Source organism: Umezawaea sp., assembly GCF_057122925.1.
In genome coordinates this window covers 1-26,816 of the sequence record NZ_DBNGPQ010000068.1, presented here as the reverse complement: position 1 = coordinate 26,816, position 26,816 = coordinate 1, and the positions used below count along the sequence as shown (strand labels likewise).

Genomic DNA, 26,816 nt, shown 5'->3' with positions numbered 1-26,816 from the left:
GTCGAGCCGATTCGCGCACTCACGGGCGAATCACCACCCTGTCCACGCCCACTCCGTTGATCAAGTCGTTCGCCGCCTGCTCGGCCGAGGCCTCGTCAGCCCGTCGCGCCACGTGGAACGACAGGATCTGCATCTCGACGGCCAGGTCGACCTTGCGCACCTCGACGTCGTCCGGGACCTGGAGCACGACGGGTGCGAAGTTCAGGATGCACTGCACGCCTGCGGATACCAAACGGTCGCAGACCGCCTGTGCCGCCTGCGGCGGTGTCGCGATGACGCCTATCGACACCTCGCGCTCGACGCAGACCGTCGTGATGTCGTCGATGTGGTTGACGGGTATGCCACCCACGGGGACACCGGTCAGGTCCTCGTCGACGTCGAAGAGCGCGGCGACCGGGAAGCCGCGGCTCTGGAAGCCGCCGTAGTTGGCGAGGGCGTGACCAAGATTACCGATCCCGACCACCGCGACGCTGTGCTTGCGGGTCAGGCCGAGGATGCGCTCTATGTGGCTGACGAGCACCTCGACGTCGTAGCCGACGCCGCGCGTGCCGTACGAGCCGACGTAGGAGAGGTCCTTGCGGAGCTTCGCCGAGTTGACCCCGGCGGCCGCGGACAGCTCCTCGCTGGAGATCGTCGTCACGCCCTGGTCGACCATGCCGGACAGCACCCTCAGGTACACCGCGAGGCGGGCGACGGCGGCCTCGGGGATGGCGCGAGCCCGCTCGCGGACGACGACCTCGTCCTGCTCCGGAACGACGGCGTTGGCCGGGGTGGTGGTCACGACCTCGTCACCCTCGCCCCGCTGAGCCACCACGCTGGAACTCCTCACAACACACGAAAGTCGACGCACGGACCCGTCGGCATCGAGCGGTGAAACCGCTTCGGCATCTGACGGTGTGACACCACCACCGTACCGCTTGTGAAGGCGTGCACAAAGTCGGCGATCTTCGCGTGACGGCGGCTCGCCGCTGGTCACAGGCCGTCACCTGCTGGTCGGACCACGGATCGGGTGACACTCGTCGCCCTGTCGGCGGGGGTGGGAGGGCCTCTACCGATTCAGTTCCACGGAGGTCGACCGATGGTCGGATGAATTCCCCGCTTTCGGGTGGGAACGCCACCCTGCGATGCACAGGGGGAACGATTCCGCACAACGAGAACCGCCCGGTCCGAAAACTATTCGGGACCGGGCGGAAAACATCGACGTGGTGCCGTGAGGCGCTTTGTTCCGCGTCACGGCACCACGTCGGGAAAGAGCTCTGGAATCACGCGGCGGGCGGGGTGAGCACCTTGCCGATGACGAAGACGGTGGCGTTCTTGGTGGGGATGTTGCCGCACAGCACCGGCGCGCCGTTGACGGTCATCGTGTCGCCGGTACCGGCGATCGTCAGCTTCTGACCGGTGAGGGAGTCGACCGTCTTGGCGGCCTCCAGGCCCTTGGCGTCGTAGCGCTTGCCGACGACGTGGTACTGGAGGATCTTGCCCAGGGTCGCCGGGTCGGCGGCCAGCTCGGCGAACTTGGCGTCGCCCAGCTCGGCGAACGCGGGGTCGTACGGCGCGAAGACGGTGATCGCCGCCTGCGAGTTCAGGGTGTCGCCGAGGTTCGCGGCCCCCACGGCGGCCACGAGCTTCGTGAGCAGCGGGTTGTTGCTGGCGGCGGTGGCGACCGGGTCGCTCACCATGCCCTGGAGCGAGCCCTTGTTGGCCGGGTCCTGCGGGACGGACGCACAGCCCGCGCCGAACACGTCCGTGGTCTGGGTGACGCCGTCGGACGCGCCCGCCATGGCGGACGAGCTGGTCGCGGCGGTCGTGGTGGTCGTGGCCGCACCGGCGGTCGACGAGCTACCGGTGGAGGCGGTGTCGCTGCTGCCGCAGGCCGCGATCGACAGGGTGGCGGCGGCAATGGCGCCAACGACGGCGAGCTGGGTCTTCCTCACGCGGATCACTCCTTGTTGATTTCTGCTTCGCTAGTCACCGGACATTCGAAGCGGGGGGCGATCCGGTTCGGCTTTCACCCGATTGAGTTTATTTTTCTACCGTGAAGAAGGCTGAATGCCAGCCGGTGGCCCCGTCGGGGATGGGCGCCAGGCGCGCCTGGGGCTGCACGAATCCCGATTTGTCGGTGGCACGGCACTCGACCGTGTGACCCCCCGCGGGCAGGTCGAGCTCCACCTTCCACATCCGCCACGAGCTGTCGTTGACGTCGGCGGACAGCGTCGCGTCCTGCCACGGGCCGCCGTCGACGCGCACCTCGACCTTCGCGACGCCCGTGGGCTGGGCCCACGCCACGCCGGACACGGTCGTCCGGCCACCACCGGTCAGCCTGCTCAGGCCCTTCGGCGAGTCGATCCGCGACATGGGCTTGATCGGCCCGAGCCTGCCCCAGCCGCGGTCGATCCAGTACGAACGCTTCGCGTCGAACGTCGTCAGCTCCAGGTCGACGAGCCACTTGGTCGCCGAGATGTACCCGTACAGGCCGGGCACGACCATCCGCACCGGGAACCCGTGCTCGACCGGCAGCGGCTCGCCGTTCATGCCGAGCGCCAGCAGCGCACCCCGCTCGGCCTCCATCACGACGTCGACCGGCGTCCCGGCGGTCCACCCGTCCGAGCTGGTGCCGAACAGCTGGTCGGCACCGGGCTTCACGCCCGCCTCCTCCAGCACGTCCCGCAGCAGCACGCCGGTGAAGTTCGCCGTCGACACGTACGGCCCCCCGACCTCGTTGGACACGCAGGTCATCGTGATCGTCCGCTCGACCAGGTCGCGCGACCGCAGGTCGTCGTAGCTCAGCGTCAGCTCCCGCTCGACCATGCCGTGGACCCGCAGCGACCAGTCCTCGGCACGCAGCCGCGGCACGCTCAGCGCCGTGTCCACCCGGTAGAAGTCGGCGTTCGGCGTGATGAACGAGGGCGTGCCCTGCGAGGCGAAGTCGGCACCCGCCGGGATCTCCGGCGCGGGCGTGGTCGGCTTGATCGACCCGACAGCGGCCCGCGACCCCTCGACGTCGATCCGGTTGCCGAGGAACTGCCCGACCAACCCGGCCACACCGGCCCCCGCGGCCGTGGCGCCGAGCGCGATCAGCAGCGTGCGCCGCCCGTCGGCCGACCCGCTCCGCTGCTCGTCGCGCAGCGCGAACGCGGTCCGGTGCAGCCAGCGGAACACCGCGATGCCCGCCACCAGGCTGGCGATCGGCGCGAGGACGCTGAGCTGCCCGGAGTCCGGCCGAGCCAGCACGGCGGCCACCCCGAGCAACCCGAGCGCTCCGGCGAGCACCGAACCGGGCAGCGGACCGCGCCGCGACAGCAGCCCGGCCAGCACGGCGGCGCCGAGCAGCACCGCGGCCATGCCGCCGAGCAGCACGAGCTTGTCGTACGTGCCGAACGTGCGGACCGCGAAGTCCTTGAGCGGTGCGGGCGTCAGGTCGATCGCCGTGTTGCCCACGGCGAGGAACGGCGACGCCGACGGCCCCACGAACCCGGCGACGAGGTGACCGGCGGCGAGCGCGACGGCGACCGACAGCACCCCGATCAGAGCCGCGACCGGCGCGGCGAGGCGAGGCGGCTTCGGGGGTGGCTGTGCGGAAGGCTCCATGCTGCACATTCGACTCCCGCACCAGACCGGTTCGCCGCCAACGCGGACGACCGTAAGCAGACGGTAATCAGCCGGAGCGCTCGGTGCGGCGGGAGCCGATCCGGCACGATGACCGGGTGACCCACCACGTGACTCTGATGACCCGCACCGACTGCCACGCGTGCGAACAGGCGAAGGCCGACGTGGAACGCATCTGCGACGAACTAGGCGTGCCCTGGTCGACCGAGGACGTGGACGCGGACCGCGAACTGCGAGCCGAGTACGGCGACCGAGTACCGGTGATCCTCGTGGACGGCGAAGAACACGGCTACTGGACAGTGGAAGAACCACGCCTACGCGCAGCGCTAGCAGACTGACAGGGCACCAGGCCCAACCGAGCACCACCAGGGCCACCGGCCACCAGAGCGACCGGGCACCGAGGCGGCCAGGCACCGGGGCAACCGGACGCCGGGGCGAACGGGCACCGAGGCGACCGGGGGCGAGCACCGCGAAACCGCAGGCCAGCGCCCTGAACGTGGCCGATTTTACTCGGGGGATTTGACCCTTACCCTGGTAGATCGGGCAGGTTGACACCACCTGCCCTTGAGCCCGATCACAGGGTCAAATCGAGGGGTCCCCGAGTCAAATCGGCCACCACCGCTGGGACCGGCAGCCACCAGATCCGCTGGGACCGGCAGGCACCGGATCCGCTGGGACCGGCAGCCACCAGATCGCTGGGACCAACAGCTACCCGATCCGGCAGGACCGGCAGCTACCCGATCCAACGGAACCAGCAGCCACCCCGACGAGACCGGCAACCACCCCACCCACCGGAACCAGCCTCAAGCGAGCGGCATCCTCAACCGAGCCCGAGCCAACTTCCCGGTGGCCGAGTGCGGCAGCTCCACCGCGAACTCCACCACGGTCGGCACCTTGAACTTCGCCAACCGGGCGGCGCAGTGCTCGACCACGGCCTCCGCGCTCAACTCCGCCCCTTCGCGCAGCACCAGCACGGCCTTCACCGACTCCCCGGTCCGCTCGTCCGGCACCCCGACGGCGGCGGCCTCGGCCACCTGCTCCAGCTCGCCCAGCACGCGCTCGACCTCGTGCGGGTACACGTTGAACCCGTTGACGATGATCAGGTCGCCTGCCCGGTCCACCAGGTGCAGGTCGCCCTCGGCGTCCAGGTACCCGACGTCCCCGGTCCGGAACCAGCCCTCGGCGTCCGGCCCGTGCGCGCCGTCCGGCCAGTACCCGCTGAACAGGTTGGCCCCCCGGACCGACACCAGCCCGGTCCCCGGCTCGTCCTCGTCCTGGTCCAGCACCCGGCCGTCGGTGTCCACCAGGCGCAGCTCGACCCCCGGCAGCGGCCTGCCCACCGAACCCGGCTTCGGCGAACCACCCACCAGGGTGGACGTCAGCACGGGCCCGGTCTCGGTGAGGCCGTACCCCTCGTAGATCGGCAGCCCCACGGCGTCGCGCATCGCGTCCAGGACGCCCTTCGGCAGCGGCGCCGCGCCGGAGGTGAACAGCCGGACGGTGGAGAGGCTCTCGCCGAGCCGCTCGGCGGGCTGCGCGAGGACGGCCTGGTACATGGGCGGCACGCCCACGACGGTCGTGATGCGGTGCTCGCGCACGGTCTCCAGCGCCGTCCCGGCGTCGAACCGCTCCAGGAGCACGGCCGTGGCGCCCGCCCCGGCCACCTGGAAGAGGCCCGGCCCCAGCCCGTAGACGTGGAACAGCGGCAGCGCCAGCAGCACCCGGTCCCCGGCGGTCACCGGAGCGGGCCGCAGCGCGGCGCACTGGCCGACGTTCGCGAGCAGCGCGCGGTGGGTCAGCATCGCGCCGCGCGGCACGCCGGACGTGCCCGAGGTGTAGCCGAGCACGGCGAGGTCCTCGCCGCCGCCGACGGGGGCGAACTCCAGCTCGTCCTCGACCACGAGCGCGGGCGGTCCCATCACCGGGAGGTCGGCGCCGCCTCCGTCACCGAGCAGGAGTCGGGCGCCGCTGTCGGAGATCAGGCGTTCGAGTTCCCGCAGCGGCTGTCCGGGCCCGGCGGGGACGACGACGCCGCCCGCCCGCAGCACGCCGAACACCGCGACGCAGAACTCCGGCCCCGTGGGGAGGCGCACCACGACCCGGTCACCGGGCGCGACACCCGCGTCGACCAGCGCTCGGGCCTGCGCGTTCACCGCCGTGTCCACCTGGCCCCAGGTGTACTGCGCACCGCTCGCCACGTCGATCAACGCGGCGTGGTGCGGCCCGCGCAGCGCTGAAGCGCTGACCAGGTCGGCGACGTTCCGGGCAGACTCGGTCAAGGTGACCTCCTGATGAACAACCTTCACGCTCATCGCAGTCTGTCACGCGTGGCCCGAGTCATGTAGGCATGGCTTGCGCGTCGCACAACCGTGACGGCCCTTCGCTACCTACTAAGGAGTAACAACCCGTATGCTCGCGCCACGGCGAACCTGTGGAGGAGCCGCTACCCGATGATCTCCAGGGGACGCGCGAACAACGTCCGATCCATCCGGACGTTCCGCTCGGGGCGGAGCGCAGGAGGGCAGTCGACCACGGCCGAGGAGACGGACATCGACACGGCGCAGACGCCGTGGGACCTGGTCCGTGCCGCCCAGGAGGGCGACACGGCCGCGTTCGGTGTGCTCTACGACCGGTACGTGGACGTCGTCTACCGGTACGTGCTGTTCCGCGTCGGCGACCGCAACCTGGCGGAGGACGTGACCAGCGAGACGTTCCTGCGGGCGCTGCGGAGCATCGGGTCGGTCAGCTACCAGGGTCGCGACGTGGGTGCGTGGTTCGTCACGATCGCCAGGAACATCGTCTACGACCACGTGAAGTCGAGCCGGTACCGGCTGGAGGTCACCACCGCCGAGCTCGCGGACAACCGCGAGGTCGCGAGCGGTCCGGAGCAGGAGGTCCTCACCGACGCGACCAACGCGGAGCTGCTGCGCTGCGTCGGCCAGCTCGGCGACGACCAGCGGGAGTGCATCACGCTGAGGTTCATCCAGGGGTTGTCGGTGGCCGAGACGGCCGCCAGGATGGGGCGCAACGAAGGCGCGATCAAGGCGTTGCAGCACCGCGCCGTGCGGCGGTTGGCCACGTTGCTGCCCGCCTGGTTGCGGTGATCGCCATCGCAAAGATCCCGTTCGCGTAACCCCCGCGCACGTCCTTTCGTTGTTCGGGTCAGGTCTTGAAGTCGAGATGGTGCGGGATGGTGGGCAGAGGTATCACGCCGCTTGGGCGTCGCAGGCAGCACGAGCGCTTCGCTCGTGCCGTCGAGTCGCGTCCGCAGAGCGTCGATCCCGAACTGGCGGCCGAGCTGGCCGTGGTCGACGCGCTCCGGAAGGCGGCCTCGACCAGCGGTCCGGACGCGGCGGCGCGCGAGCGGATGCGGCAGCGGATCCTCGAAGCCGAACGGCCCACGTCGGCCGTCACGATCCTCAAACCCCGGCGGTCCAGCGCGCGGGGGCGCTTAGCCGTCGCCGCGGCGGCGGCGCTCTGCCTGGTGCTGTCGCTGGCCGGGATGAGCCTGCTGCTGAGTCGTGACGCGCTGCCCGGAGACGCCCTGTACGGCATGAAGCGGACCGCGGAGTCCGCGTCCCTGGGGTTCACCTTCGGGGACGAGTCGAAGGCCCTCAAGCGGCTGGAGTTCGCCACCGCGCGACTCGCCGAACTGGAGACGCTGACCGACGAGCACGGCGACGACGGCCCGCTCGGGGCCTACCTGACGGCGTTGACGGACTTCGACGCCGACACCGCCGCCGGGGCGCGCGAGCTGTCCGCGGTCGGGACGAACTCCGACGAGCGGGTGCTGGGGACGCTGGACGAGTGGGCGAGGACCCAGTACGCCCGCTTGACCGACCTGCGGACGCGGCTTCCCGAAGCGGCCGTGACCCGATCGGCTGCATCGCTGACCCTCCTGGCCCGCATCGCGCAGCGGACGGCGGACCTGCGGGGGCGCACCGGGTGCTCCCCGGTGACGTCCGGGACCGTGGACGACATCGGGCCGCTGCCCGCCGACTCGCCGTGCTCGACCGGCGCCCCCGTTCCGGGTTCACCGTCGTCGCCCGAACCGTCGGTGCTGGTCAACCCGCCCGTGCCCACCGTCCCCCAGGCTCCGGTGCCGCCCGCGTCACCGCCCGCCTCCGGGGTTCCCGCACCGGACCCGACCACCCCGACGTCGCCTCCGCCGCTGCTGCCGCCGATCACGTCGGTGCTCCCGACGGTGCCGTCGCTCGGTTTGCCGACGATCACCGTTCCGTTGCCTTTGCCACTCCCCGGGCTACCCGGCATTGCGTTCGGTTCCTGATCGCTACCCTGATGCCAGAGCTCGCAGGTTGACCAGGAGGCGCTGGCTGTGTCATGGAGGCGTGTAGAGAGCTCGGCCGATCGCGAACGGGCGGCCGCGCTGGCCGGAGAGGCCTCCGCCGAGGCTGCTCTCGCCGCGGCGCTGCCCATGGACGACCCGGCCGAACGGGCCACCGACCTGACCGCCGCCGCGTTCTTCGACGTCGACAACACCATGATGATGGGTGCGTCGATGTTCCACTTCGCGCGGGGACTGGCCGCTCGGGACTACTTCAACACCTCGGCCCTCGCCGGGTTCGTGTGGCAGCAGTTGAAGTTCCGGGTCGGGGGGCGTGAGGACCCGCAGAGCGTCAAGGCGATGCGGGAGCAGGCGCTGTCGTTCGTGGCCGGGCGGTCGGTGGCGGAGCTGATCTCGCTCGGCGAGGAGATCTACGACGAGCTGATGGTGGACCGGATCTGGACCGGTACCCAGGCGCTGGCGCAGAAGCACCTGGACGCCGGGCAGAGGGTGTGGCTGGTCACCGCCACGCCCGTCGAACTGGCCCAGATCATCGCTCGGCGGCTGGGGTTGACCGGAGCACTGGGAACGGTCGCCGAGTCCACCGATTCCATTTACACGGGTCGACTGGTCGGGGACCTGCTGCACGGGAAGGCGAAGGCCCAGGCCGTTCGGGCGTTGGCCGCGAAGGAGGGGTTGAACCTCCGGCGGTGCACCGCCTATTCCGATTCCGCCAATGACGTGCCGATGCTGTCCGTGGTGGGGAACGCCGTGGCCGTCAATCCGGATTCCGGGTTGCGGGAGACGGCTCGGCGGCGCGGGTGGGAGGTTCGGGACTTCCGGACCGGGCGGAAGGCGGCGAAGATCGGGGTGCCTTCCGTGTTGGGGGCTGGGGTACTGGCCGGGGCCGTGGCTGCTGGGATGGCTTATCGGCGGCGGCACGCCTGAGGTGTGCCGGGGTTGGCGGTGGGTCCGGTATCCGCAGGTCCCAGGGGTGAGAGCCGGCATCCACGAGTCCCAGAGGGGATGGCCGACGTGACTCGGGGGCCCCTCGACTTGCCCCTTTGCTCGGGCTCAAGGGCAGGTGGTGTCCCCCTGCCCGATCTACCAGGGCAGGGGGCAAATCCCCCGAGCAAAATCGGCCATGGCTTCGGGGAAGGCGTTGTGTCGCCTTTTGTCTAGCCGAGGAAGACGTTTCTGCGTTGGGTCAGTAGTTTGTACAGGGTTTGTTGGATTGTTTCCCTTACCTGGTCCGTCAGGTTGAAGACCAGCATGGGGTCTTCTGCCGCGTTTTCGCCGAAGTTGTCCGTTGCGATCGGTGCGCCGAACTCTATGTACCACTTTGACGGCAGCGGGATTGCTCCCAGTGGTCCTAGTAGTGGGAATGTTGGCGTGATGGGGAAGTAGGGGAAGCCGAAGAGCCTTGCCAGGGCCTTGACGTCGCCGATCATGGGGTAGATCTCCTCCGCTCCCACGATCGAGACCGGGATGATGGGGACGCCGGTGTTGAGCGCCGCCGAGACGAAGCCGCCCCTGCCGAAGCGTTGGAGCTTGTAGCGGTCCTTGAAGGGCTTGCCGATGCCCTTGAAGCCCTCTGGCCAGACGCCCACTACTTCGCCTGAGCTGAGCAGGCGTTCCGCATCCGGGTTGCAGGCCAGTGTTTGGCCCGATTTCCTGGCCAGTGCGCCCAGCAGCGGGGTTTTGAAGACCAGGTCTGCTCCCAGCATCCGCAGGTGGCGGTTGGCGGGGTGTTCCTTCGCCACGGCGAAGGCCGTCATGGTGGCGTCCAGCGGGAGGGTGCCCGAGTGGTTCGCGACCAGGAGCGCGCCGCCCTCGGCAGGGATGTTGTGGATGCCGGTCGTCTCCACGCGGAACCACTTCTCGTACAGCGGCTTCAGCGGGGGCATGATGATGTTGTCCGTCAGGTCCGGGTCGAAGCCGAACTCGTCGACCTCGTAGTCGCCCACGAGCCGCCTGCGGATGAAGTCGAGCAGGCCGCCCAGGCGTTGCTCCCAGTCCTCTCCCCGCTCCTGCTGGGGTTCCGGTGCCACCGCGAGCGGTGGCTCCTCCACCGCCGGCTGGTGGGCCGGGACCGGCCTCGGCCCGCGGGGCCTGGTCGGGGATGCCGGGTTGCGGTCAGCACCGTGCAACGGGATCACGCGTGCTCCTGCCACGGGGTCCATCTCCTCACTGAAGTGGTACTAGCGGAGCTTCGCGGCGACGTCGAGGAGTCCGCGCTCGATCGCCTCCACCCGCTCCGGGGCGATGAGCGGGCGGAGTCCGCGGCCGCTCACGTAGTCGTCGAAGGCCTGGCGCGTCGTCCAGCGGGGGGTGAAGCCGAACTGGCGCTTGAGCAGGCTGGTGTCGACCACCCGGCCCCAGTTGAGGAACCGCATCTGGTCGGGTGAGAAGTCGACCAGTCGGGCGCTGCGGAAGAAGCGACCGACGCTCGGCACGGCTCCGCTCGGCACCGGCAGGGTCAGCCTGCCCGCGCGGCGGATGGCCTGCGAGAGGAGCAGCACGCCTTCACCGCCCGCGTTGTAGACGCCGGGGAGGTCGTGCGTGGTGGCGCGCTCCAGGATCGCCAGGGCGTCCTCGGAGTGCAGGAGTTGGACGCGCGCGTCGTAGCCGAACACGGTGGGCACCACCGGCAGGGCGAAGTACCGGGTGAGCACGGTGTCGATGCGCGGGCCGATGAAGTTCGTGAACCGGAGCGTGGTCACGTCCACGTCCGGGCGGCGGCGGGAGAAGCCCCTGACGTAGCCCTCGACCTCGACGGCGTCCTTGGCGTAGCCGCTGGACGGCAGGTCCTTGGGCCCCATCTCCTCGGTGAACACCGCGGGGTCGCGGGGGCTGGAGCCGTAGACCGCGCTGGTCGACTTCACGACCAGCTTGCGCACGTGCGGCGACTTCTGGCACGCGGCCAGGAGCTGCATCGTGCCGATGACGTTCATCTCCTTCATCACCGTCCGCCCCGTCGGGCCCGCCGGGTTGGCGGTGACCGACGCGTGGACGACGGTGTCGACACCCGCCGTGGCGATCACCTTGGCGATCAGCGGGTTGCGGATGTCGGCGCGCACGAACTCCGCCCGACCCATCCGGCGCAGGAGGTCGCGCGGTGGTGGTTCCGTGTCGACGCCGAGCACCCGCTCGATGTCGGGGTTGGCGGCGAACCGCGCGGCGAGGTTGCCGCCGAGGAAGCGGCTCACTCCGGTGACGAGAACGACCTTCGGCGCCATGCGACTCCATGTCAGGGTGCTTGAGCGGCTCGATGCTACAAGGGAAACCGGTGACCGCGCCGTCCCGGAACGCCGTCTTGACGCAGGTCACGCAGGCTTTACGGGCTAATCACCCGATCGGACCGAGTCCATCTCGTCAGGGTGCGGCGCACTCCCACCCGTTGGGACCGGGTGGTCCAAACACAACTGCCGCCGACCCCGGAGACCGGGATCGGCGGCAGTCGAGCGCTGAATGAAGAACCCGCGCGTGGGCTACTTGCCGCGCTTGCGACGCTGAACGCGAGTCTTGCGAAGCAACTTGCGGTGCTTCTTCTTCGACATGCGCTTGCGGCGCTTCTTGATGACCGAGCCCATGCGGGTTCCTTAGCTACTAGACGTTGGTGGTTCTCCATGCTCCGGTGCAACCTACGGACGTGCGCCCGTCAAGCAGGCGCGCCGACACCAGGCACGAACGGCTGCCCAGTTTACCCCGCGCCGCACACCGGCCCGACCCCGAGGTCACCCGGCGTCGAAATACGCGTTCTGGAGGTAGGCGTGCACGGCCTTCTCGGGCACCCGGAACGACTTGCCCACGCGGACCGCGGGCAGCTCCCCGGAGTGCACCAACCGGTACACCGTCATCTTCGAGACACGCATCATGGAGGCCACTTCGGCCACGGTCAGGAACTGGACCTGAACGAGGCTCGATCGATCGTTCTCCTTCGCAGGCATGGTTATCACCGCGTCCTTCGACACGTGTCGTGCCGTCGGCTTCCCCACCGACGGTTCGACACGCACGTGCTGCTCCCGAGAGTAGCGGGACAGGTGGGGCTACTGCGACGTGCAAAGTCCCCCGGCGCCGTCACCCGTCCTGGTGCGCACGGCCCAACTCGGCCGAACGGTCGCGCGCCGCCTCGATGGCCGCGAGGAACGCCGCGCGCACCCCGTGCTTCTCCAGCTCGCGGATCGCCATGATCGTCGTGCCCGCGGGCGACGTGACGGCCTCGCGCAGGATCACCGGGTGCTGGTCGCCCCGCGCCAGCATCGCCGCGGCCCCGACCGCCGACTGGATGATCAGCTGCCCGGCGAGGTCGCGCGGGATGCCGAGCAGGATGCCCGCGTCGATCATCGCCTCGACGAGGTAGAAGAAGTACGCCGGTCCCGAGCCGGAGAGCGCCGTCACGGCGTCCTGCTGCGCCTCGGGGACCCTCGCGACCCTGCCGACGGTCGACAGCAGCTCCTCGACGATGTCGAGGTGCTCCGGTCCCGCGTGGGCACCCGCGGAAATGGCGCTCATCGCCTCTCCGACGAGCATCGGCGTGTTCGGCATGACCCGGACCACCGCGGTGCCCTCGGGCAGCCTGCGTTCGTACAGGGCGGTCGGAAGGCCCGCGCAGAGCGAGACGACCAGCGCGCCGGGGCGCACCACCGGCGCCAGCTCGTCCAGGAGGGGCTCGATGTCCTGCGGCTTCACCGCGACCACGAGCACGTCGGCGCGCGCGGCGGCCTGGGCCACGTCCACGGCGTCCGTGCCGTACTGCTTGGCCAACTCCTCGGCCCGCTGCGGGTGCTTCTCGGTGAACAGCAGCTCATGGGGTTCGCGGCCACCCTGGAGGAGCCCGGACAGCAGGGCTTCCCCGATCTTGCCCGCGCCGAGCACGGCGATCGTCGTCATGACCCCAAGGGTGCCACGCCCGCGCGAGCCGGTTCAGCGGCGGAGCGGGCGCGGGCACCCCCGTGCGACCGGGGTGGAGCAGCCGCTCACCCGGCGGGCGTCAGTGCCAGCTGCCGCGCCTGGCACACGAGCCGCCCGGTCGAGTCGATCACCACGCTGTCCTCGTCGAACCACTGCCCGTGCACGGCGCTGCACGACACCTGCACCCGCAGCCACCCCGGAGCGGGGTTGGCGCGCACCAGCGCGGTGAGCTGCACCGTCGGCGACCACCCGAACCGCCCGAGGTTGAACGTCACGGGCATCGAGATGTCGCTCGCGACCAGGGCGAAGTACGCGTCCGGGCGCTCGCCCTTCGGCCGCACCCACAGGCGCAGCACGAGCGGGTCGCCGGTGCGCCCGGTGAGGAAGCCCGCCCCCTGCTGGTCCAGCCGCACGTCGCACACGGCGCCGAGCTTGTAGACGCCGCCCGACTCCATCGTGCTGAGGTCGATCGAGTCGGCGGGCGGCTCGGCGGCGATGGACGGCAGGGCCGCGTAGTCCGGTGGCTGCTCGGGGAGCCTGCCGACGGTCACCACGGACTCGACGCAGCTCCGGCCGCGCTGCTCGATGGTCGTCGAGACCACCGTCGCCGTCCGGCCCGCCTTGCGGATCTCCGTCCGGATCAGCACCGGACCGACTTCGGGGGCCCGCAGGAACTGCGAGCTGACGGCGAGGGGTGCCAGGCCCTCGGTGCCGGGGACCGCGTCCGTCGCGGTCCGAACGGCGGCTCGGGCGGCGAGCACCAGCAGGAAACCGCCGTGCGGTTTGGGACCGATGGTCCACTCCGCGGGCAGGCTCGCCGTGTAGGTGCTGTCTCCGAGCGAACGCACTGCACTGGCAGCCGTGAACGTGGGCACCGAGCTCCTCGTACGAATCGTCATGAGCGGCTGACCAGCGACCGCAGGAAGAAGGCGACGTTGGCCGGGCGTTCGGCCAGCCTCCGCATCAGGTACCCGTACCACTGCTCGCCGTACGGCACGTACACGCGCACCACGTTCCCCTCCGAAGCCAGTCGTCGCTGCTCGGCGGGCCGGATCCCGTACAGCATCTGGTACTCGAAGCTACCGGGCTTCCGGTCGTGCCAGCGCGCCCTTTCGCCGATCACGTCCACCAGTCTGGGGTCGTGGGTGGCGAACATGGGGAAACCGTCACCCGCGAGGAGCACGTTGGCGCAGCGGACGTAGTTCAGGTCGACCTCGTGCGGGTCGGTGTGGGCGACGCCGTCGGGCTCGGCGTAGGCGCCCTTGCACAGCCGGACGCGGCTGCCTGCGAGTTCACGGCAGTCGTCCAGCGTGCGGCGCAGGTACGCCTGGAGGACCGCGCCCACCCACGGCCAGCTCCGGCGCAGCTCGGCGAGCACGCGCAGCGTGGAGTCCGTGGTGGTGTGGTCCTCCATGTCGAGCGTGACGGTCGTGCCGCACTGCTCGGCGGCGGCGCAGATGCGCGACGCGTTGGTGAGCGCGAGGTTCTCGCCGAGCGACTGGCCGACGGCCGACAGCTTGACGCTGACCTCGGCCCTGCCCGCGAGGCCGGTGGCGTGCAGGCGGTCCAGCAGCTCCAGGTAGGCGCGCACGGTGCGTTCGGCCTGCGTGCGGTTGGTGGTGTCCTCGCCGAGGTGGTCCAGGGTCACGTGGAGGTCGTCGGCCACCAGCGACCTGGTGACCTCGACGGCCTCCTCGGTCGACTCGCCCGCGACGAACCGGCGCACGACGTCGCGGCTGACGGGGGCCGACGCCACGAGTCCGCGGACGGTGTCGTTGCCCGCCGCCGCGAGGATCAAGGAGCGCAACGGGTTCACCGGACTGACCTTACGGGGTCGGCGGCGTTCAGCGCTCGGCTCGCCAGTCCAGGTGGAGGCGGGCGAACAGGAGGGACTCGGCGAGCATCCTCGACCGCTCGGCGGCACCTCGGGCGCGCCTGGTGTTGATCTCCAGGACGACCTGGCCCGCGAAGCCGCCCCGCGCGAGGTTCTCGCACACCGCGGCGCACGGCTGGCTGCCCCGACCGGGGACCATGTGCTCGTCCTTGGCCGCGCCGCTGCCGTCGGCGAGGTGGATGTGCGTGAGCCCGTCGCCCATCCGCTTGGCCAGCTCGACGGCGTCGACGCCCGCGGCGGCGGTGTGCGACAGGTCGAGCGTGTAGTGCCGGTGGCCGACGTCGGTGGGGTCGATGGACGGGGCGAACGCGGTCACCTGCACCGACCGGCCCCGACCGAGCGCCCGGCGGACCGGGAACATGTTCTCCACCGCCACGTCGACACCGCCGGAGTCCTCCAGGGACTCGACGAGGTCGGCGAAGCCGTCGGCGTAGCGGCGCTGCCAGCGGAACGGCGGGTGCACCACGACGGTGCGCGCGCCGAGCTCGCCCGCGGCCTCGACGCTGCGGCGCAGCCGTTCGACCGGGTCGGGCGACCAGACCCGCTGGGTGATCAGCAGGCACGGCGCGTGCACGGCCAGCACGGGCACGCCGGTGCGCTGGCTCAGCCGCTCCAGCGCCCGCACGTCCTGGCTGGTCGGGTCGGCCCAGACCATGACCTCGACGCCGTCGTAGCCCAGTTCGGCCGCCAGCTCGAACGCGGCGCCCGCCGGCTGCGGCCAGACCGATGCCGTGGAGAGCCCTACCGGGATGGTCAAGACTTCACCAGCAGCATCGCCGCTGGTGAGACCGTCACGATCAACCCGACGAGCACGGCCAGCAGCGTGGTCTGGAGGTCGTCGGCCTTGCGGATCTTGCGGACCAGCAGCACCAGCCCGACGGTCACGCCGAGGGCGAGCACCAGCGCGGCCGCGGGGATCGCGCGCCACAGGAAGTTGAAGCCGAGCCACAGCGCGGCGCCGCCGAGGACGCCGACCGCGAGCTGGCCGATCATGACGAGCCACTCCTTGACCGGGGAGCGCTCGACGTCGTCCAGGTCCTCCAGCTCCTCGACGTCGACCTCGTCGACGTCGGACAGACCGGCCGGTTGCTCGGCGTCGAAACCGCCGACGGAGTAGTCGTCCGAGTAGTCGTCGACGTACGGGCCGGGGTGGGCCGCGGTGTTCTCCTGCTCGGCGAACTCCTCGTCGTCGTCGCCGAACCACTCCTCGGGACGGGCGTCCGGCAGCGGGTCGGGCAGCTTCGGCGGCGCCCCTGGGAACACCGGGACGGCGTGGGTGATCTGGGTGTCGGCCGCGCCGGGCTCGGCCGGGACGCGCGGGATGACCTCGGTCATCGCCTCGCGCACGGGCGCCGGGGGCGGCGGGCCGAGGGGCGGGCGGGCCGGGTTCGCCCGCGACGGGTCCGGCTTGGGCAGGTTCGCCCGCGAGGACTGCTCCGGTGTGGGCGGGTTCGCCCGCGACGGGTCCGGCTTCGGCAGGTTCGCCCGCGAGGACTGCTCGGGCTTCGGCAGGTTCGGCCGCGACGGGTGGTCGGGCAGCCCGCCGGGCTTCGGGATCGACGGCAGCGAGTACTCGTCGACGATCGGCGGCACCTGCCGCGTCTCCTCGGCCGGGTCGACCGGGGGCACCGCGGCGCGGCGGGGCTCGGGGCGGCGCGGCTCGGGGCGCGCCTGGTCCACCCTCGGCGGCTCCGGGCGCACCGGGGCCGCGCGGGGCGGTTCGACGCGCGGCGGAGGACCGGCCTTGGGCGGCTCGGCCCTGGGGGGCGGGCTCACCTTCGGCGGCGGCTCGGCGCGCACGGGCTTCGGCGGCTCCGGACGGACCGGCGCCGCGTACTGGGTGCGGTCGGGGTCCACGTCCGGCTTCGCGCGCCTGCCCGTGCGGGTCGCGGGTGGCTCGACCGACGGGTCGATCACCTTCATCTCGCCGCTGTCGGAGTTGATCCGCTCGATGATCGCCTGCGGAGCCGTGTCGGTCGGGTCCTCCGCACGCCGACGCCGACGCCGCGGCGGGGCGTCGCCCGCGCTGGCGCCGTACTGGGCAAGGAGCTCAGCGACCGTCCGCTGAGTCTGCTCGGACTCGCTCTCTCGACTCATCAACTCCACCGTGCTCCGTGCTGGGCTGAACGTCCAGTGTCACCCGGCTGCCGGCCTTGAGCCGTCGGCGCGGTCTGTTCCGAGCCGTTAGTGTGGTCCAACCGGCGGAGGATGACACCTTCCCGCAGGGCCCAGGGGCAAATCTCGACCTGCGTGAGTGACAGCGCTCGCATCGTGGCGTCGGCCACGAGGGCCCCCGCGACGAGCTGGTGGGACCGGCTGGAGCTCACGCCCTCCAGCTCGGCGAGGTCGCCCGCGGACATCCGCGAGACGAAGGCGATCAGCTGCCGCAGCCCGGCGTCGGTGAGGACGCGGTGCGCCCTCGGGCCCGCCGAGGACGGCGCCGCACCCGTCAGCCGGGCGAGCGTGCGGAAGGTCTTCGACGTGGCGACCACACGATCAGGTGTACCTGAACGGCGTAGCTTCTTCGCCACCGAGGCCAGTTGTTCGTCCAGCCACTCGGTGGTGTCGCGCACCTCGGAACGGCTCGGCGGGTCCTTGCGGAACCTCGTCCTGGTGAGCCTGCCCGCGCCGAGCGGCAGCGAGAACGCCTCCTCGGCGACCTCGTCCACACCGACGGCCAGCTCCAGCGAACCGCCGCCGATGTCCAGGCACAGGAGCCTGCCCGCCGACCACCCGTACCAGCGGCGGACCGCGAGGAACGTGTAGCGGGCCTCGTCCTCGCCCGTGAGCACCTTGAGGTCGACGCCGGTCTCCGCGCGCACCCGCTCCAGCACCTCGGCGGAGTTGCCCGCCTCGCGCACCGCGGACGTCGCGAAGGCCATCAGGTCCTCGCAGTCGAGCCTCTCGGCCGCGGCCTTCGAGGCGGCGATGGTCCGGACCAGGTGGTCCGCGCCCGCTCTGGTGAGCTGCCCGGTGCCGTCGATCTGCTCGGCCAGGCGGAGCACGGACTTCTCCGAACTCATCGGCGTCGGGTGGGCACCCCGATGAGCGTCCACCACAAGGAGGTGGACGGTGTTCGACCCCACATCGAGGACCCCGAGGCGCACGCGGTGCACCGTACCCGGTCGACCCGGTCAGGACTCGAACTTGTAACCGAGACCCCGGACGGTCACGAGGTGCTTGGGCACCGACGGATCGGGTTCGATCTTGGACCGCAGGCGTTTGACGTGCACGTCCAGCGTCTTGGTGTCGCCGACGTAGTCCGCGCCCCACACCCGGTCGATCAACTGGCCCCTGGTGAGCACCCGGCCCACGTTGCGCAGCAGGTACTCGAGGAGGTCGAACTCCTTCAGCGGCAGGCTGACCTCGGCCCCCTCGACCGTGACGACGTGCCGCTCGACGTCCATCCGGACCGGCCCCGCCTCCAGCACCTGCGGCAACAGCTCCTCGGCCTCGCCGCCGCGGCGGAGCACCGCGCGGATGCGGGCGATCAGCTCGCGGGCCGAGTAGGGCTTGGTGACGTAGTCGTCGGCGCCCAGTTCGAGGCCGACGACCTTGTCGATCTCGCTGTCCCGCGCAGTGACCATGATCACCGGGACGGCGGACCGCTGGCGCAGCTGCTTGCACACGTCCGTGCCGCTCATGCCGGGCAGCATCAGGTCGAGCAGCACGATGTCGGCGCCGTTGCGGTCGAACTCCTCCAGCGCCTCCTGGCCGGTGGCGGCGAGTGCGGCGGTGAAGCCCTCCTTGCGGAGCAGGAAGGCGAGCGGATCGGCGAAGGACTCCTCGTCCTCCACGATGAGCACCCTGGTCACAGCTCTCCTCCGTGCGTTGTGGCGAGTTCCTGCTCGGGCAGGGTCGGGCCCGGCTCCACCTGGTCGAGGTGGGCCGGGATGCGGAGGGTGAACGTCGAGCCGGTGCCCGGCAGGCTCCACAGCTTCACGTCGCCGCCGTGGTTCAGCGCGACGTGCTTGACGATGGCCAGGCCGAGCCCCGTGCCGCCGGTGGCCCGCGAACGGGCCCGGTCGACGCGGTAGAAGCGTTCGAAGACGCGGGTCTGCTGGTCCTCGGCGATGCCGATGCCGCGGTCGGTCACGGCGATCTCCACGAACCCGTCGACGAGCCTGCGGCTGATCGACACCGGGCTGCCGGGCGGCGAGTAGGCGACAGCGTTGTCGAGGAGGTTGCTCAACGCCGTGACCAGCAGCATCCGGTCGCCCTCGACGACGAGACCGGCCGGTTCGTCGCTGCTGATCTCGATGCCCGCGGACTCGGCGCCCAGCCGCGACCGGCCCAGCGCCTCGGACACGACGGTGTCGACCTCGACGGCGGTCAGCTCGGGCAGCTTCTCCGCTCCCTGGAGCCGGGACAGCGCGATCAGCTCGGTGACCAGCGTGCCCAGCCTGGTCGCCTCCTGCATGATCTTCGCGCTGAACCTGCGGACCTGCTCCTCGTCGTCCACGGCGTCGAGCACGGCCTCGGCGAGCAGCGCGAGGGCCCCGACGGGCGTCTTCAGCTCGTGGCTGACGTTCGCCACGAAGTCCCGCCGGGTCGCCTCCAGCCGCACCGACTCCGACTCGTCGGAGGCGTCCACGACGGTGAAGCCGTCGGTCAGCACCTTCACCCGCGCGTGGACGGCCTCGGCCTGACGGCCCTTGACCTCCAGCGGCGACAGGTCGACGTGCACGACCTCGCCGGTCCGCCGGACGATGTCGGCGGCCCGTCTGGCCCGGTCGTCGGCGCGGTTGTTGCGCACGACCCCCAGTTCCTCGGCGCGGGCGTTGTTCAGCACCACGTCGCCGAAGCCGTTGAGCACGACGATGCCGTCGTCGGACGACTGGACGACCATCGCCATGAGGTCGGCGACGGTCAGTCCGGTCTTGGTCGAGGCCTGCTTGCGGACCGAGGCGCGGCCGATGAGGAAGGCCGCGCCACCGGTCAGCACGAGGCCGACCACCAGTGCGAGGTAACCCGTTGCGGTCACGGCCGAATGGTAAGCAGGTCAGGGCGGTCGGGGCCTAGTGCCGGAGGGCGAACCGTGACTCCCGCGACACCCGCTGAGCGGCTTGTTCTTCACCCCGTCAGCCCGTGTTCACCCAGTCGTGTCCATCCGGCGTTCAGAACACGGCGAGGTCCTCTTCGGACAGCCGCAACCCGCCCGCGGCCAGGTTCTCCTCCAGGTGCGCCACGGACGACGTGCCGGGGATCAGGAGGATGGTCGGCGAGCGGTGCAGCAGCCACGCCAGCGCCACCTGGCGGGGGGTCGCGTCGTGCCGCTTCGCCACCTCCTCCAGGTGCTGGAGGTCGAGCGGCTGGAACCCGCCGAGGGGGAAGAACGGGACGTAGGCGATGTCCTGGGCGGCGCACTCCTCGACCATCGCCTCGTCGCCGCGCTGGGCGAGGTTGTACTGGTTCTGCACGCACACGACCGGCGCGATCGCCCGCGCCTCGGCCAGCTGCGCCATGGTGGCGTTGCTGATGCCTAGGTGCTTGATCAGCCCCTCGCGCTGGAGGTCGGCCAGCGCGGAGAAGCCCTCCTGGACGGAGCCGCCCTCGTCCATCACCCGGAAGTTGACGACGTCGATCGCGTCCACCCGCAGGCGGCGCAGGTTGTCGTGCACGGCCGAGCGCAGCTCGTCCGGCGACAGCGCGGGCAGCCACGCGCCCTCGTCGTCGCGGCGGGCGCCCACCTTCGTGACCAGCACGAGGTCCTCGGGGTAGGGGTGCAGCGCCTCGCGGATCAGGTCGTTCACCACGTACGGGCCGTAGTAGTCGCTGGTGTCGATGTGGTCGACGCCCAGCTCGACGGCGCGGCGCAGCACCGCGCGGGCCTGCTCGGGGTCCTTCGGCGGGCCGAACACACCGGGGCCCGCGAGCTGCATGGCGCCGTAACCGATTCGCTTCACCTTCAAGTCCATGCCACCAGGGTGGCCGGAAGTGTCCACGGCCCGCACCTCGTGGCCACAAGCTGCCATGCTCGACGGCATGGACCTGATCGAGGTGGTGCGCGGCGAGCGCGAGCTGTTCGAGCGCGCGGGTCACCTGTTCGACGTCGACGAGCTGGCGTGCGCGGCGAACTCGCTGTTCACCTGGTGGAGGACCAACGCGGAGTCGCGGCAGGACCCGAAGCGGCTCAAGCGGCTGCGCAAGCTGTTCCGGCTCAGCTCGATGCTCGACCCGTCGTGGTCGCAGCAGGCGCACGTGATGGCCGAGCACGGCGCGGAGGTCAGGGTCACCCCGGACGACCTCAACGAGACGCTGCTGCTCGGCAGCCGGTTCGTGATCATGGCGGGCGACCTGTCGCACGGTGTGCGGTCCTACAGCGTCATCTCCGCCCCGGAGGCCGTGCAGGGCATCCAGGCGCTCTACGAGGCCGCGTGGAGGGCCGCCAGCCCCCTGGAGGTGCACGACGCGTCGATGGTGGAGCTGCGGCCGTTGACGCCCGGCATCCTGACGGCGCTGAACGACGGCATGACGGACGCGGCGGCGGCACGCGCGCTGGGGCTGTCCCTGCGCACGTACCGCCGCCGCGTGGCCGAGCTGATGGTCGCCATGGGCGCCACCTCCCGCTTCCAGGCGGGAGCGAGGGCCCGTGAGCTGGGCCTGGTCTAGCGGCCCTGGTTGGCGACGGCCTTGATGGCGTCCGCCGCCGCGTCCGGGTCGAGGTAGAGGCCGCCCGGCGTGATCGGCTGGAGCGCCTCGTCGAGGTCGTAGCGCAGCGGGATGCCGGTCGGGATGTTGAGGCCCGCGATGTCGTCGTCGGAGATGCCGTCGAGGTGCTTCACCAGCGCGCGCAGCGAGTTGCCGTGGGCCGTGACCAGCACGGTCTTGCCCGCGCGCAGGTCGGGGACGATGGCCGACTCCCAGTACGGGATCATCCGCTTCACGACGTCGAGCAGGCACTCGGTCAGCGGCAGGTCGGGGCCGAGGTCGGCGTAGCGCGGGTCGGCGTCCTGGCTGAACTCGGAGCCGGGCTCGATGGGCGGCGGGGGCGTGTCGTAGGACCGGCGCCAGAGCATGAACTGCTCCTCGCCGAACTCCTCCAGGGTCTGCTTCTTGTTCTTGCCCTGGAGCGCGCCGTAGTGCCGCTCGTTGAGGCGCCAGTCCCGCTTCACCGGGATCCAGTGCCGGTCGGCGGCGTCGAGGGCGAGGTTCGCCGTGGCGATGGCGCGGCGCATCAGCGACGTGTGCAGCACCTCCGGCAGCACGCCCGCCGCCTTGAGCAGCTCGCCGCCGCGCTTGGCCTCGGCGACGCCCTTCTCCGACAGGGGGACGTCCACCCAGCCGGTGAACAGGTTCTCGGCGTTCCACACGCTCTCGCCGTGGCGGAGCAGGACCAGGGTTCCCACAGACATGCGGCCAGCCTAAGGGGTGGCGCCGCACCCGCGAACGGGGCGAGTGCGGCACCACACCCGGTCAGAGCTCAGCCGCGACCGCGTCCTCCGGCTTCGCGTGACCGCGCAGGGGCACCTGCTTGATGAACAGGGCCACCACGACGCCGACGGCGGCGACGCAGCCCGCGACGGTGAACAGGGTCGTGACGCCGTCGGTCACGGCGACCTGGAACATCCGCTGCGCGGCCTCCGGCAGCGACTTCAGGACCGCGGGCGTCATCTGGTTCGCCTCGCCCGGCAGCGACGACCCCGCGGCCAGCGAGTCCGTGAGCGAGCTGGTGTAGAGCGCGCCCAGCAGGGAGACGCCCAGCGAGCTGCCCATGTTGCGGAGGAACGTCGACGCCCCCGTGCCCGCACCCATGTCGCGGAGCTCGATGCTGTTCTGCGCGATGAGCGTGGAGGTCTGCATGAGGCAGCCCATGCCCGCGCCGAGCAGGACCATGTAGAGGGCGGTGGTGGTCTTGCCCGTGTCGACGTCGATGGTGGCGAACAGGCCCAGCGCGAGGACGATCAGCGCGGTGCCGACGACCGGGAACGCCTTGTAGTGGCCCGTCCTGCCGATGACGGCGCCGCTGGCGAGCGACACGGTCATGGCGGCGATCATCATCGGCATCAGCAGCAGGCCGCTGTTGGTGGCCGACGAGCCCTGCACGAACTGCTGGAACTGCGGCAGGAACGTCACGGCGCCGAACATCGCGAACCCGGAGATGAACGCCAGGGCCCCGGCCAGGGTGAAGTTGAGGTTGCCGAACACCCGCAGCGGCATGATCGGCTCGGCCACCCGGCGCTGCACGGCCACGAACGCGACGAAGGTCACCAGCGTCAGCGCGATCAGGCCGAGGATCGTCGGCGAGGACCACTCGTGCTCGGTGCCGCCCCAGCTCGTGATCAGGACCAGCGCCGTGATCCACACCGTCAGCAGGCCCGCGCCGAGCCAGTCGATCCTCGCCTTGCCGGTGCCGCGCGGCAGCTTGGCGAGGGTGATCCAGCAGACGACGAGAGCCACGGCCCCCAGCGGCAGGTTCACGTAGAACGCCCAGCGCCACGAGAAGTGGTCGGTGATGAAGCCGCCCGCGAGCGGTCCGCCGATCATCGCGACCGGCATGACGGCCATCATCAGGCCCATGTACTTGCTGCGCTCGCGCGGCGGGATCATGTCGCCGATGATCGACAGCACGCCCACCATGAGGCCGCCCGCGCCGAGGCCCTGGACCGCGCGGAACGCGATCAGCTCGCCCATGTTCCGCGACATCCCGGCGAGCACGGAACCGCCGAGGAAGACGACCACGGACGAGACGAACGTGATCCGGCGGCCGAACAGGTCGCCGAGCTTGCCCCAGATCGGCGTGGACGCCGTCGAGGCCAGCACGTAGCCCGTGGTCACCCAGGCCAGGTGGCTCAGCCCGCCGAGGTCTCCGACGATCGTCGGCAGTGCGGGCGCCACGATCATGTTGTCCAGCATCGCCAGCAGCATCGCGATGACCAGGCCGCTCATCGTGACCATGATCTGCCGGTGCGTGAACCGGGCGGGCGCCTCCGCCACTTCTGTCGTCATCTCGCGTTCCCCCACGAAGAGGCCAACTTACTTACCGGTCGGTCAGAGAGTACTTACTGACCGGCCGGTAAGCAACGCTATAGTTCGGCGGAGAGCGGCAAAACGGACGGAAGGGGACGCGGGGCGTGGTCCAGCAACGCAAGACGGGAACCGATCGGCGGGCGGACATCCGGCGCGTGGCGCTGGAGCTGTTCACCGCCCACGGCTACGAGTCCACGTCGATGCGCCAGATCGCGGAACGCCTCGACATCACCAAGGCCGCGCTCTACTACCACTTCGACAGCAAGGAGGCCATCGTCCGCGGTCTCTTCGAGGAGCGCCTGGCCACGCTGGACGCGCTGATCGAGTGGGCCGAGGCGCAGCCGCACACCCCCGAGCGCTCCGCCGCCGTGGCCGCGGGCTGGTTCGACCTGGTCGTCGAGGGCGGCCTCGGCTTCGCCCGCTTCGCGCTGGCCAACCAGGCCTCGCTGCGCGAGCTGATGCCCAAGGGCGGCGGCGGCCTCGACCGGATGCAGCGCGTCTCGGCGCTGCTGGCCGACCCCGGCACACCGCCCGTGGAGCTGCTGCGGATCCGCATGGGCCTGATGACCGCCAACCTCGCCGTCATGGGCTCCCAGGGCCTCGACCTCACCGACGAGGAGATCATCGCCGCCGCGGCCGAGGCCGCGGGCCTGCTGGTCCCCGGCTTCACCGACGCGATCACCTCGCGCGCGAAGACCGCCTGAGCCCTCCGCCGGACCTCGTCGGCGAGGTCGGCCGCCCGCCCCGCGAACGCCGCTCCACCCCGTGACGCGCGACGCCGGGGTGAACGGTCCGGGGTCCTGGCATCGACCCGTGCCGCACTTCGAGGTCACCACGAGCGTCGCGGCACCGCGACGCGCGACGTCGTCGACCTCGCCGCCCCGCTCCGCCCCCTCGGCACCACCGCCGAAGCACCGGTCTAGCGCGCGAGCGGCGAGACCCCCAGTTCCGCCGCGGTGCGCCGGTAGACCTCCGCGGCCAGCACGGCGTCACGGGCCCGGTCCGACGGCGTGGCCGGGGCACCCTTCGCGAAGTACCCGCCGTTCGGGCCGGGCGGGTACGTGCTGCCCGCCAGGCGCACCGGCGTCCGCGCCCCCTCGTCCGGGGTCGACGAGAACAGGCCCGCCAGCGTGCCGAACACCTTCATGGCGCCACCCGCGTGCGCCGTGAAGCCGGTCCGGACGACACCGGGCGAGGCGCTGTACGCGCTCATCCCGTCGGGCAGCCGCCGCGCCAGCTCGGCCGTCGCGAGCACGTTCAGCAGCTTCGCCGTGCCGTACACCGGCAGCTGGCCGAAGCGGTCGCGCCACGAGGTGCCCAGGACGTCGGGGTCGTCGCGGTCGAGCCTGCCGCGCTTCTCCAGGTCGCTGGAGACGTTGACGATCCGCGCGCCCGGCGCGAGGACCCCCTGCGCCAGCAGCAGGTGCGCCAGCAGGAACGGGGCGTGGTGGTTGAGGACGTGCGTGCGCTCGCCGCCGTCCGGGGTCTCGGCGTAGTCGGGGAAGGCCGCGCCCGCGTTGTTGACGAGGACGTCGACCGGCTCGGTGATCTCCTTCGCCAGGACGCGGACGTCGTCGCGGACGAGCAGGTTCCCGTGGTGGGCGCCCGCGACCAGGTCACCGCCGGGCGCCTGGCGCAGCGCCTCGCGGGTCGTGCGCGCACTGGCCTCGTCGCGGGTCACGACGACCACGCGCGTCCCGAGGGCCAGCAGTTGGCGGGCGATGGCCGTTCCCAGGCCTCCCGCCGCACCGGTGATCACAGCGGTCCTGGTCATCGTCGCCCTCCTTCGCGGTCGACCCTCACGGTGATGGCCCCCACCACGCCGTCGGCCGTCTCGGTGATGTCGAGCCAACTCCCCGCCGACCCCTTGGCCACGCGGATCTCGATGTCGTTGTCGTTGGTGAACGGACCGCGCCCGCGCCGGTCGTAGGGCGGCGAGGCCTGCACGCGCGCCGAGAACTCGTCGGGGAAGTAGAACTCGGTCGTCACGAGGTCGACGCCGTCGAGGAACGCCCGGTAGTGGATGTGCGGCGTCCGGGGCGTGTACCAGCCGGGCACGATCGTCCGGAACTCCACGACCCCGTCGGCGCCGGCCACCTGCCGCCCGCGCAGGAACGTCGTCGCGTCGGTCGGCCGGTACCGCCGCAGGAGCATCAACGGCACGTTCGGGAACTTGTCGGGGTGGTAGGCCCGGTAGCCCGAGTACGACCCGACCGCGTCGCAGTGCCAGATCTCCACGCTCGCCCCGACCACGGGCGAGCCCGTGCCGACGTCCACCGTCCGGATCCGCAGCAGCAGCGGCAGCCCCTCGCGGTCCTCCCGCACGTCGCTCCGCACCGGCGGATCGGCGATGTAGTACGGCCCGGGACTGGACGCGGCGGTGGCCTGACGTCCGTCACCCTCCCGCGGGTACCGCCGGTTGTCGATCCTCCCCAAGACCGTCGACAACACCCGTTTCCGCAGCCGGTCACGCAGCGGCGCTGGTTCGGTGGCCACGCCCACCCCCTCATCTATGAGTCAACTTGTCTCACAGTGAGACTCCCACTGCGCCCATCTATGAGTCAAGTTGTCTCATTACAATGCGGGGGTGACGTCGACCGATCCCCGCAGCACCCGCAGCAGAACCGCGATCCTCACCGCGGCCCGCGCCCTGCTGCTCAAGGAGGGCCCGGCCGCGGTCACCCACCAGCGGGTCGCGCAGGAGGCGGGCATCGGCCGCGCCACGGTGTACCGCCACTGGGCACGACCGGAACAACTCCTGCTGGCCGCCATGTCGGGCAGCGACCTGCCGCACTTCCGCGACCCGGCGACACCCATCCGCCCGTGGCTGCACGACCAGTTGCGCGCCCTGGCCACCGAGATGGAACTGCCGGAGGTCGCGGCGGTGACCCTGACCCTCATGCAGGGCGCGGTGTGGAACCCCGAGATCGCCGACCAGCGCGACCACGCCACCGCCACCGTCACCACCCGCCTGGGCGCGGCCCTGGACATCGCTGTCGAGTCAGGAGAACTGGCCACCAGGGTCGACCCGACGGACGCCACGTCGATCCTCATCGGCCCGCTCGTCTACCGCACGACCATGCAGGCGGGCAGCGTCACGGACGCCCTGATCGACAGCCTCCTGGACGCCGTCGGGTTCCGCCGAAC

28 protein-coding genes are annotated in these 26,816 nt (G+C 71.1%); 7 read left to right on the top strand and 21 right to left on the bottom strand.

Features of this window, described 5'->3' with window-relative positions:
- Positions 1 to 19 precede the first annotated feature (19 nt).
- The 3 genes from AC156L_RS15465 to AC156L_RS15455 form a co-directional block, all read right to left on the bottom strand.
- Positions 20 to 781: a redox-sensing transcriptional repressor Rex gene (locus AC156L_RS15465; protein WP_330881275.1), complete on the bottom strand. Its 762-nt coding sequence runs from the start codon at positions 779 to 781 to the stop codon at positions 20 to 22.
- A 481-nt stretch (positions 782 to 1,262) separates the two neighbouring features.
- The gene (locus AC156L_RS15460; protein ID WP_330881253.1) at positions 1,263 to 1,934 is read right to left on the bottom strand and encodes a fasciclin domain-containing protein; all 672 of its coding nucleotides are present in this window, start codon (positions 1,932 to 1,934) and stop codon (positions 1,263 to 1,265) included.
- A gap of 88 nt (positions 1,935 to 2,022) precedes the next feature.
- On the bottom strand, positions 2,023 to 3,588 hold the full coding sequence (locus AC156L_RS15455) for a molybdopterin-dependent oxidoreductase (RefSeq protein WP_330881255.1): 1,566 nt from the start codon (positions 3,586 to 3,588) through the stop codon (positions 2,023 to 2,025).
- 116 nt (positions 3,589 to 3,704) lie between these two features.
- On the opposite strand from AC156L_RS15455, the gene AC156L_RS15450 reads away from it, so the two are divergent.
- Positions 3,705 to 3,944: a glutaredoxin family protein gene (locus AC156L_RS15450; protein WP_330881257.1), complete on the top strand. Its 240-nt coding sequence runs from the start codon at positions 3,705 to 3,707 to the stop codon at positions 3,942 to 3,944.
- 465 nt (positions 3,945 to 4,409) lie between these two features.
- On the opposite strand, the gene AC156L_RS15445 is transcribed toward AC156L_RS15450, so the two are convergent.
- A complete protein-coding gene (locus AC156L_RS15445; protein WP_484406954.1) occupies positions 4,410 to 5,918 on the bottom strand; it encodes an AMP-binding protein in 1,509 nt (502 codons plus the stop codon).
- Positions 5,919 to 6,056: 138 nt separating this feature from the next.
- Here AC156L_RS15445 and AC156L_RS15440 point away from each other — a divergent pair, with 138 nt between their 5' ends.
- From AC156L_RS15440 to AC156L_RS15430, 3 genes are all read left to right on the top strand, one after another.
- Entirely contained in the window at positions 6,057 to 6,710 is a 654-nt protein-coding gene (locus AC156L_RS15440; RefSeq protein ID WP_330881776.1) for a sigma-70 family RNA polymerase sigma factor, read from the top strand.
- A gap of 86 nt (positions 6,711 to 6,796) precedes the next feature.
- Entirely contained in the window at positions 6,797 to 7,894 is a 1,098-nt protein-coding gene (locus AC156L_RS15435; protein WP_330881778.1) for a DUF5667 domain-containing protein, read from the top strand.
- Between the two features lie 48 nt (positions 7,895 to 7,942).
- Positions 7,943 to 8,839, top strand: coding sequence for an HAD family hydrolase (locus tag AC156L_RS15430; RefSeq protein ID WP_330881780.1), 897 nt, complete (start codon positions 7,943 to 7,945; stop codon positions 8,837 to 8,839).
- Positions 8,840 to 9,069: 230 nt separating this feature from the next.
- Here the strand turns inward: AC156L_RS15430 and AC156L_RS15425 are convergent, their stop codons facing one another.
- The 13 genes from AC156L_RS15425 to AC156L_RS15365 form a co-directional block, all read right to left on the bottom strand.
- The gene (locus AC156L_RS15425) at positions 9,070 to 10,074 is read right to left on the bottom strand and encodes a lysophospholipid acyltransferase family protein (protein WP_484406953.1); all 1,005 of its coding nucleotides are present in this window, start codon (positions 10,072 to 10,074) and stop codon (positions 9,070 to 9,072) included.
- Positions 10,075 to 10,092: 18 nt separating this feature from the next.
- The gene (locus AC156L_RS15420) at positions 10,093 to 11,130 is read right to left on the bottom strand and encodes an NAD-dependent epimerase/dehydratase family protein (protein WP_330881784.1); all 1,038 of its coding nucleotides are present in this window, start codon (positions 11,128 to 11,130) and stop codon (positions 10,093 to 10,095) included.
- Positions 11,131 to 11,382: 252 nt separating this feature from the next.
- Positions 11,383 to 11,484 (bottom strand): 30S ribosomal protein bS22, encoded by a 102-nt coding sequence (locus tag AC156L_RS15415; protein ID WP_015105422.1) that lies wholly within the window; start codon positions 11,482 to 11,484, stop codon positions 11,383 to 11,385.
- Between the two features lie 144 nt (positions 11,485 to 11,628).
- Complete coding sequence (locus AC156L_RS15410) at positions 11,629 to 11,841, bottom strand: helix-turn-helix domain-containing protein (protein ID WP_259628474.1); 213 nt, start codon at positions 11,839 to 11,841, stop codon at positions 11,629 to 11,631.
- Positions 11,842 to 11,971: 130 nt separating this feature from the next.
- Positions 11,972 to 12,784 carry a pyrroline-5-carboxylate reductase gene (proC, locus tag AC156L_RS15405; RefSeq protein WP_330881786.1) on the bottom strand — a complete coding sequence of 271 codons (813 nt, stop codon included), beginning with the start codon at positions 12,782 to 12,784 and terminating at the stop codon, positions 11,972 to 11,974.
- 86 nt (positions 12,785 to 12,870) lie between these two features.
- Entirely contained in the window at positions 12,871 to 13,704 is an 834-nt protein-coding gene (locus AC156L_RS15400) for a thioesterase family protein (RefSeq protein ID WP_330881788.1), read from the bottom strand.
- Complete coding sequence (locus AC156L_RS15395; RefSeq protein ID WP_330881790.1) at positions 13,701 to 14,621, bottom strand: proline dehydrogenase family protein; 921 nt, start codon at positions 14,619 to 14,621, stop codon at positions 13,701 to 13,703. The genes AC156L_RS15400 and AC156L_RS15395 overlap by 4 nt, the downstream gene beginning before the upstream one ends.
- Before the next feature lie 28 nt (positions 14,622 to 14,649).
- Positions 14,650 to 15,456, bottom strand: a complete 807-nt coding sequence (locus tag AC156L_RS15390) for a sugar phosphate isomerase/epimerase family protein (RefSeq protein WP_330881793.1) — start codon at positions 15,454 to 15,456, stop codon at positions 14,650 to 14,652.
- Positions 15,453 to 16,796, bottom strand: coding sequence for a hypothetical protein (locus tag AC156L_RS15385; RefSeq protein ID WP_330881795.1), 1,344 nt, complete (start codon positions 16,794 to 16,796; stop codon positions 15,453 to 15,455). The genes AC156L_RS15390 and AC156L_RS15385 overlap by 4 nt, the downstream gene beginning before the upstream one ends.
- On the bottom strand, positions 16,796 to 17,806 hold the full coding sequence (locus AC156L_RS15380) for a Ppx/GppA phosphatase family protein (protein ID WP_330881797.1): 1,011 nt from the start codon (positions 17,804 to 17,806) through the stop codon (positions 16,796 to 16,798). Before AC156L_RS15380 ends, AC156L_RS15385 begins: the two co-directional genes overlap by 1 nt.
- Positions 17,807 to 17,833: 27 nt before the next feature.
- A complete protein-coding gene (locus AC156L_RS15375; RefSeq protein ID WP_330881799.1) occupies positions 17,834 to 18,514 on the bottom strand; it encodes a response regulator transcription factor in 681 nt (226 codons plus the stop codon).
- On the bottom strand, positions 18,511 to 19,683 hold the full coding sequence (locus tag AC156L_RS15370) for a sensor histidine kinase (RefSeq protein ID WP_330881801.1): 1,173 nt from the start codon (positions 19,681 to 19,683) through the stop codon (positions 18,511 to 18,513). Before AC156L_RS15370 ends, AC156L_RS15375 begins: the two co-directional genes overlap by 4 nt.
- A 133-nt stretch (positions 19,684 to 19,816) precedes the next feature.
- Positions 19,817 to 20,617: an oxidoreductase gene (locus tag AC156L_RS15365; protein WP_330881803.1), complete on the bottom strand. Its 801-nt coding sequence runs from the start codon at positions 20,615 to 20,617 to the stop codon at positions 19,817 to 19,819.
- A gap of 67 nt (positions 20,618 to 20,684) precedes the next feature.
- Between AC156L_RS15365 and AC156L_RS15360 the strand changes: the two genes are divergently transcribed.
- On the top strand, positions 20,685 to 21,311 hold the full coding sequence (locus AC156L_RS15360) for a helix-turn-helix transcriptional regulator (protein WP_330881805.1): 627 nt from the start codon (positions 20,685 to 20,687) through the stop codon (positions 21,309 to 21,311).
- Here AC156L_RS15360 and AC156L_RS15355 read toward each other — a convergent pair.
- On the bottom strand, positions 21,308 to 22,054 hold the full coding sequence (locus AC156L_RS15355) for a phosphoglyceromutase (protein WP_330881807.1): 747 nt from the start codon (positions 22,052 to 22,054) through the stop codon (positions 21,308 to 21,310). The genes AC156L_RS15360 and AC156L_RS15355 overlap by 4 nt on opposite strands.
- A 61-nt stretch (positions 22,055 to 22,115) precedes the next feature.
- Positions 22,116 to 23,648, bottom strand: coding sequence for an MDR family MFS transporter (locus AC156L_RS15350; protein ID WP_330881809.1), 1,533 nt, complete (start codon positions 23,646 to 23,648; stop codon positions 22,116 to 22,118).
- Positions 23,649 to 23,773: 125 nt separating this feature from the next.
- Between AC156L_RS15350 and AC156L_RS15345 the strand changes: the two genes are divergently transcribed.
- The gene (locus AC156L_RS15345; protein ID WP_330881811.1) at positions 23,774 to 24,373 is read left to right on the top strand and encodes a TetR/AcrR family transcriptional regulator; all 600 of its coding nucleotides are present in this window, start codon (positions 23,774 to 23,776) and stop codon (positions 24,371 to 24,373) included.
- Between the two features lie 215 nt (positions 24,374 to 24,588).
- Here the strand turns inward: AC156L_RS15345 and AC156L_RS15340 are convergent, their stop codons facing one another.
- Together AC156L_RS15340 and AC156L_RS15335 are read right to left on the bottom strand one after the other, a co-directional pair.
- Entirely contained in the window at positions 24,589 to 25,443 is an 855-nt protein-coding gene (locus tag AC156L_RS15340) for an SDR family NAD(P)-dependent oxidoreductase (protein WP_330881813.1), read from the bottom strand.
- Positions 25,440 to 26,165 (bottom strand): dioxygenase family protein, encoded by a 726-nt coding sequence (locus AC156L_RS15335; RefSeq protein ID WP_330881815.1) that lies wholly within the window; start codon positions 26,163 to 26,165, stop codon positions 25,440 to 25,442. The genes AC156L_RS15340 and AC156L_RS15335 overlap by 4 nt, the downstream gene beginning before the upstream one ends.
- Positions 26,166 to 26,256: 91 nt before the next feature.
- Between AC156L_RS15335 and AC156L_RS15330 the strand changes: the two genes are divergently transcribed.
- On the top strand, positions 26,257 to 26,816 hold a 560-nt coding region (locus AC156L_RS15330; RefSeq protein ID WP_330881818.1), incomplete at its 3' end, for a TetR/AcrR family transcriptional regulator.

Excerpts from the sequence above, each read along its gene's own strand:
- AC156L_RS15425 (WP_484406953.1), bottom strand. The coding sequence starts at position 10,074 with ATGGACCCCGTGGCAGGAGCACGCGTGATCCCGTTGCACGGTGCTGAC.
- AC156L_RS15410 (WP_259628474.1), bottom strand. The coding sequence starts at position 11,841 with ATGCCTGCGAAGGAGAACGATCGATCGAGCCTCGTTCAGGTCCAGTTC.
- AC156L_RS15440 (WP_330881776.1), top strand. The coding sequence starts at position 6,057 with ATGATCTCCAGGGGACGCGCGAACAACGTCCGATCCATCCGGACGTTC.
- AC156L_RS15355 (WP_330881807.1), bottom strand. The coding sequence starts at position 22,054 with ATGTCTGTGGGAACCCTGGTCCTGCTCCGCCACGGCGAGAGCGTGTGG.
- AC156L_RS15365 (WP_330881803.1), bottom strand. The coding sequence starts at position 20,617 with ATGGACTTGAAGGTGAAGCGAATCGGTTACGGCGCCATGCAGCTCGCG.
- AC156L_RS15420 (WP_330881784.1), bottom strand. The coding sequence starts at position 11,130 with ATGGCGCCGAAGGTCGTTCTCGTCACCGGAGTGAGCCGCTTCCTCGGC.
- AC156L_RS15340 (WP_330881813.1), bottom strand. The coding sequence starts at position 25,443 with ATGACCAGGACCGCTGTGATCACCGGTGCGGCGGGAGGCCTGGGAACG.
- AC156L_RS15350 (WP_330881809.1), bottom strand. The coding sequence starts at position 23,648 with ATGACGACAGAAGTGGCGGAGGCGCCCGCCCGGTTCACGCACCGGCAG.
- proC (WP_330881786.1), bottom strand. The coding sequence starts at position 12,784 with ATGACGACGATCGCCGTGCTCGGCGCGGGCAAGATCGGGGAAGCCCTG.
- AC156L_RS15435 (WP_330881778.1), top strand. The coding sequence starts at position 6,797 with ATGGTGGGCAGAGGTATCACGCCGCTTGGGCGTCGCAGGCAGCACGAG.
- AC156L_RS15385 (WP_330881795.1), bottom strand. The coding sequence starts at position 16,796 with ATGAGTCGAGAGAGCGAGTCCGAGCAGACTCAGCGGACGGTCGCTGAG.
- AC156L_RS15455 (WP_330881255.1), bottom strand. The coding sequence starts at position 3,588 with ATGGAGCCTTCCGCACAGCCACCCCCGAAGCCGCCTCGCCTCGCCGCG.
- AC156L_RS15415 (WP_015105422.1), bottom strand. The coding sequence starts at position 11,484 with ATGGGCTCGGTCATCAAGAAGCGCCGCAAGCGCATGTCGAAGAAGAAG.
- AC156L_RS15360 (WP_330881805.1), top strand. The coding sequence starts at position 20,685 with ATGGACCTGATCGAGGTGGTGCGCGGCGAGCGCGAGCTGTTCGAGCGC.
- AC156L_RS15400 (WP_330881788.1), bottom strand. The coding sequence starts at position 13,704 with ATGACGATTCGTACGAGGAGCTCGGTGCCCACGTTCACGGCTGCCAGT.
- AC156L_RS15445 (WP_484406954.1), bottom strand. The coding sequence starts at position 5,918 with ATGAGCGTGAAGGTTGTTCATCAGGAGGTCACCTTGACCGAGTCTGCC.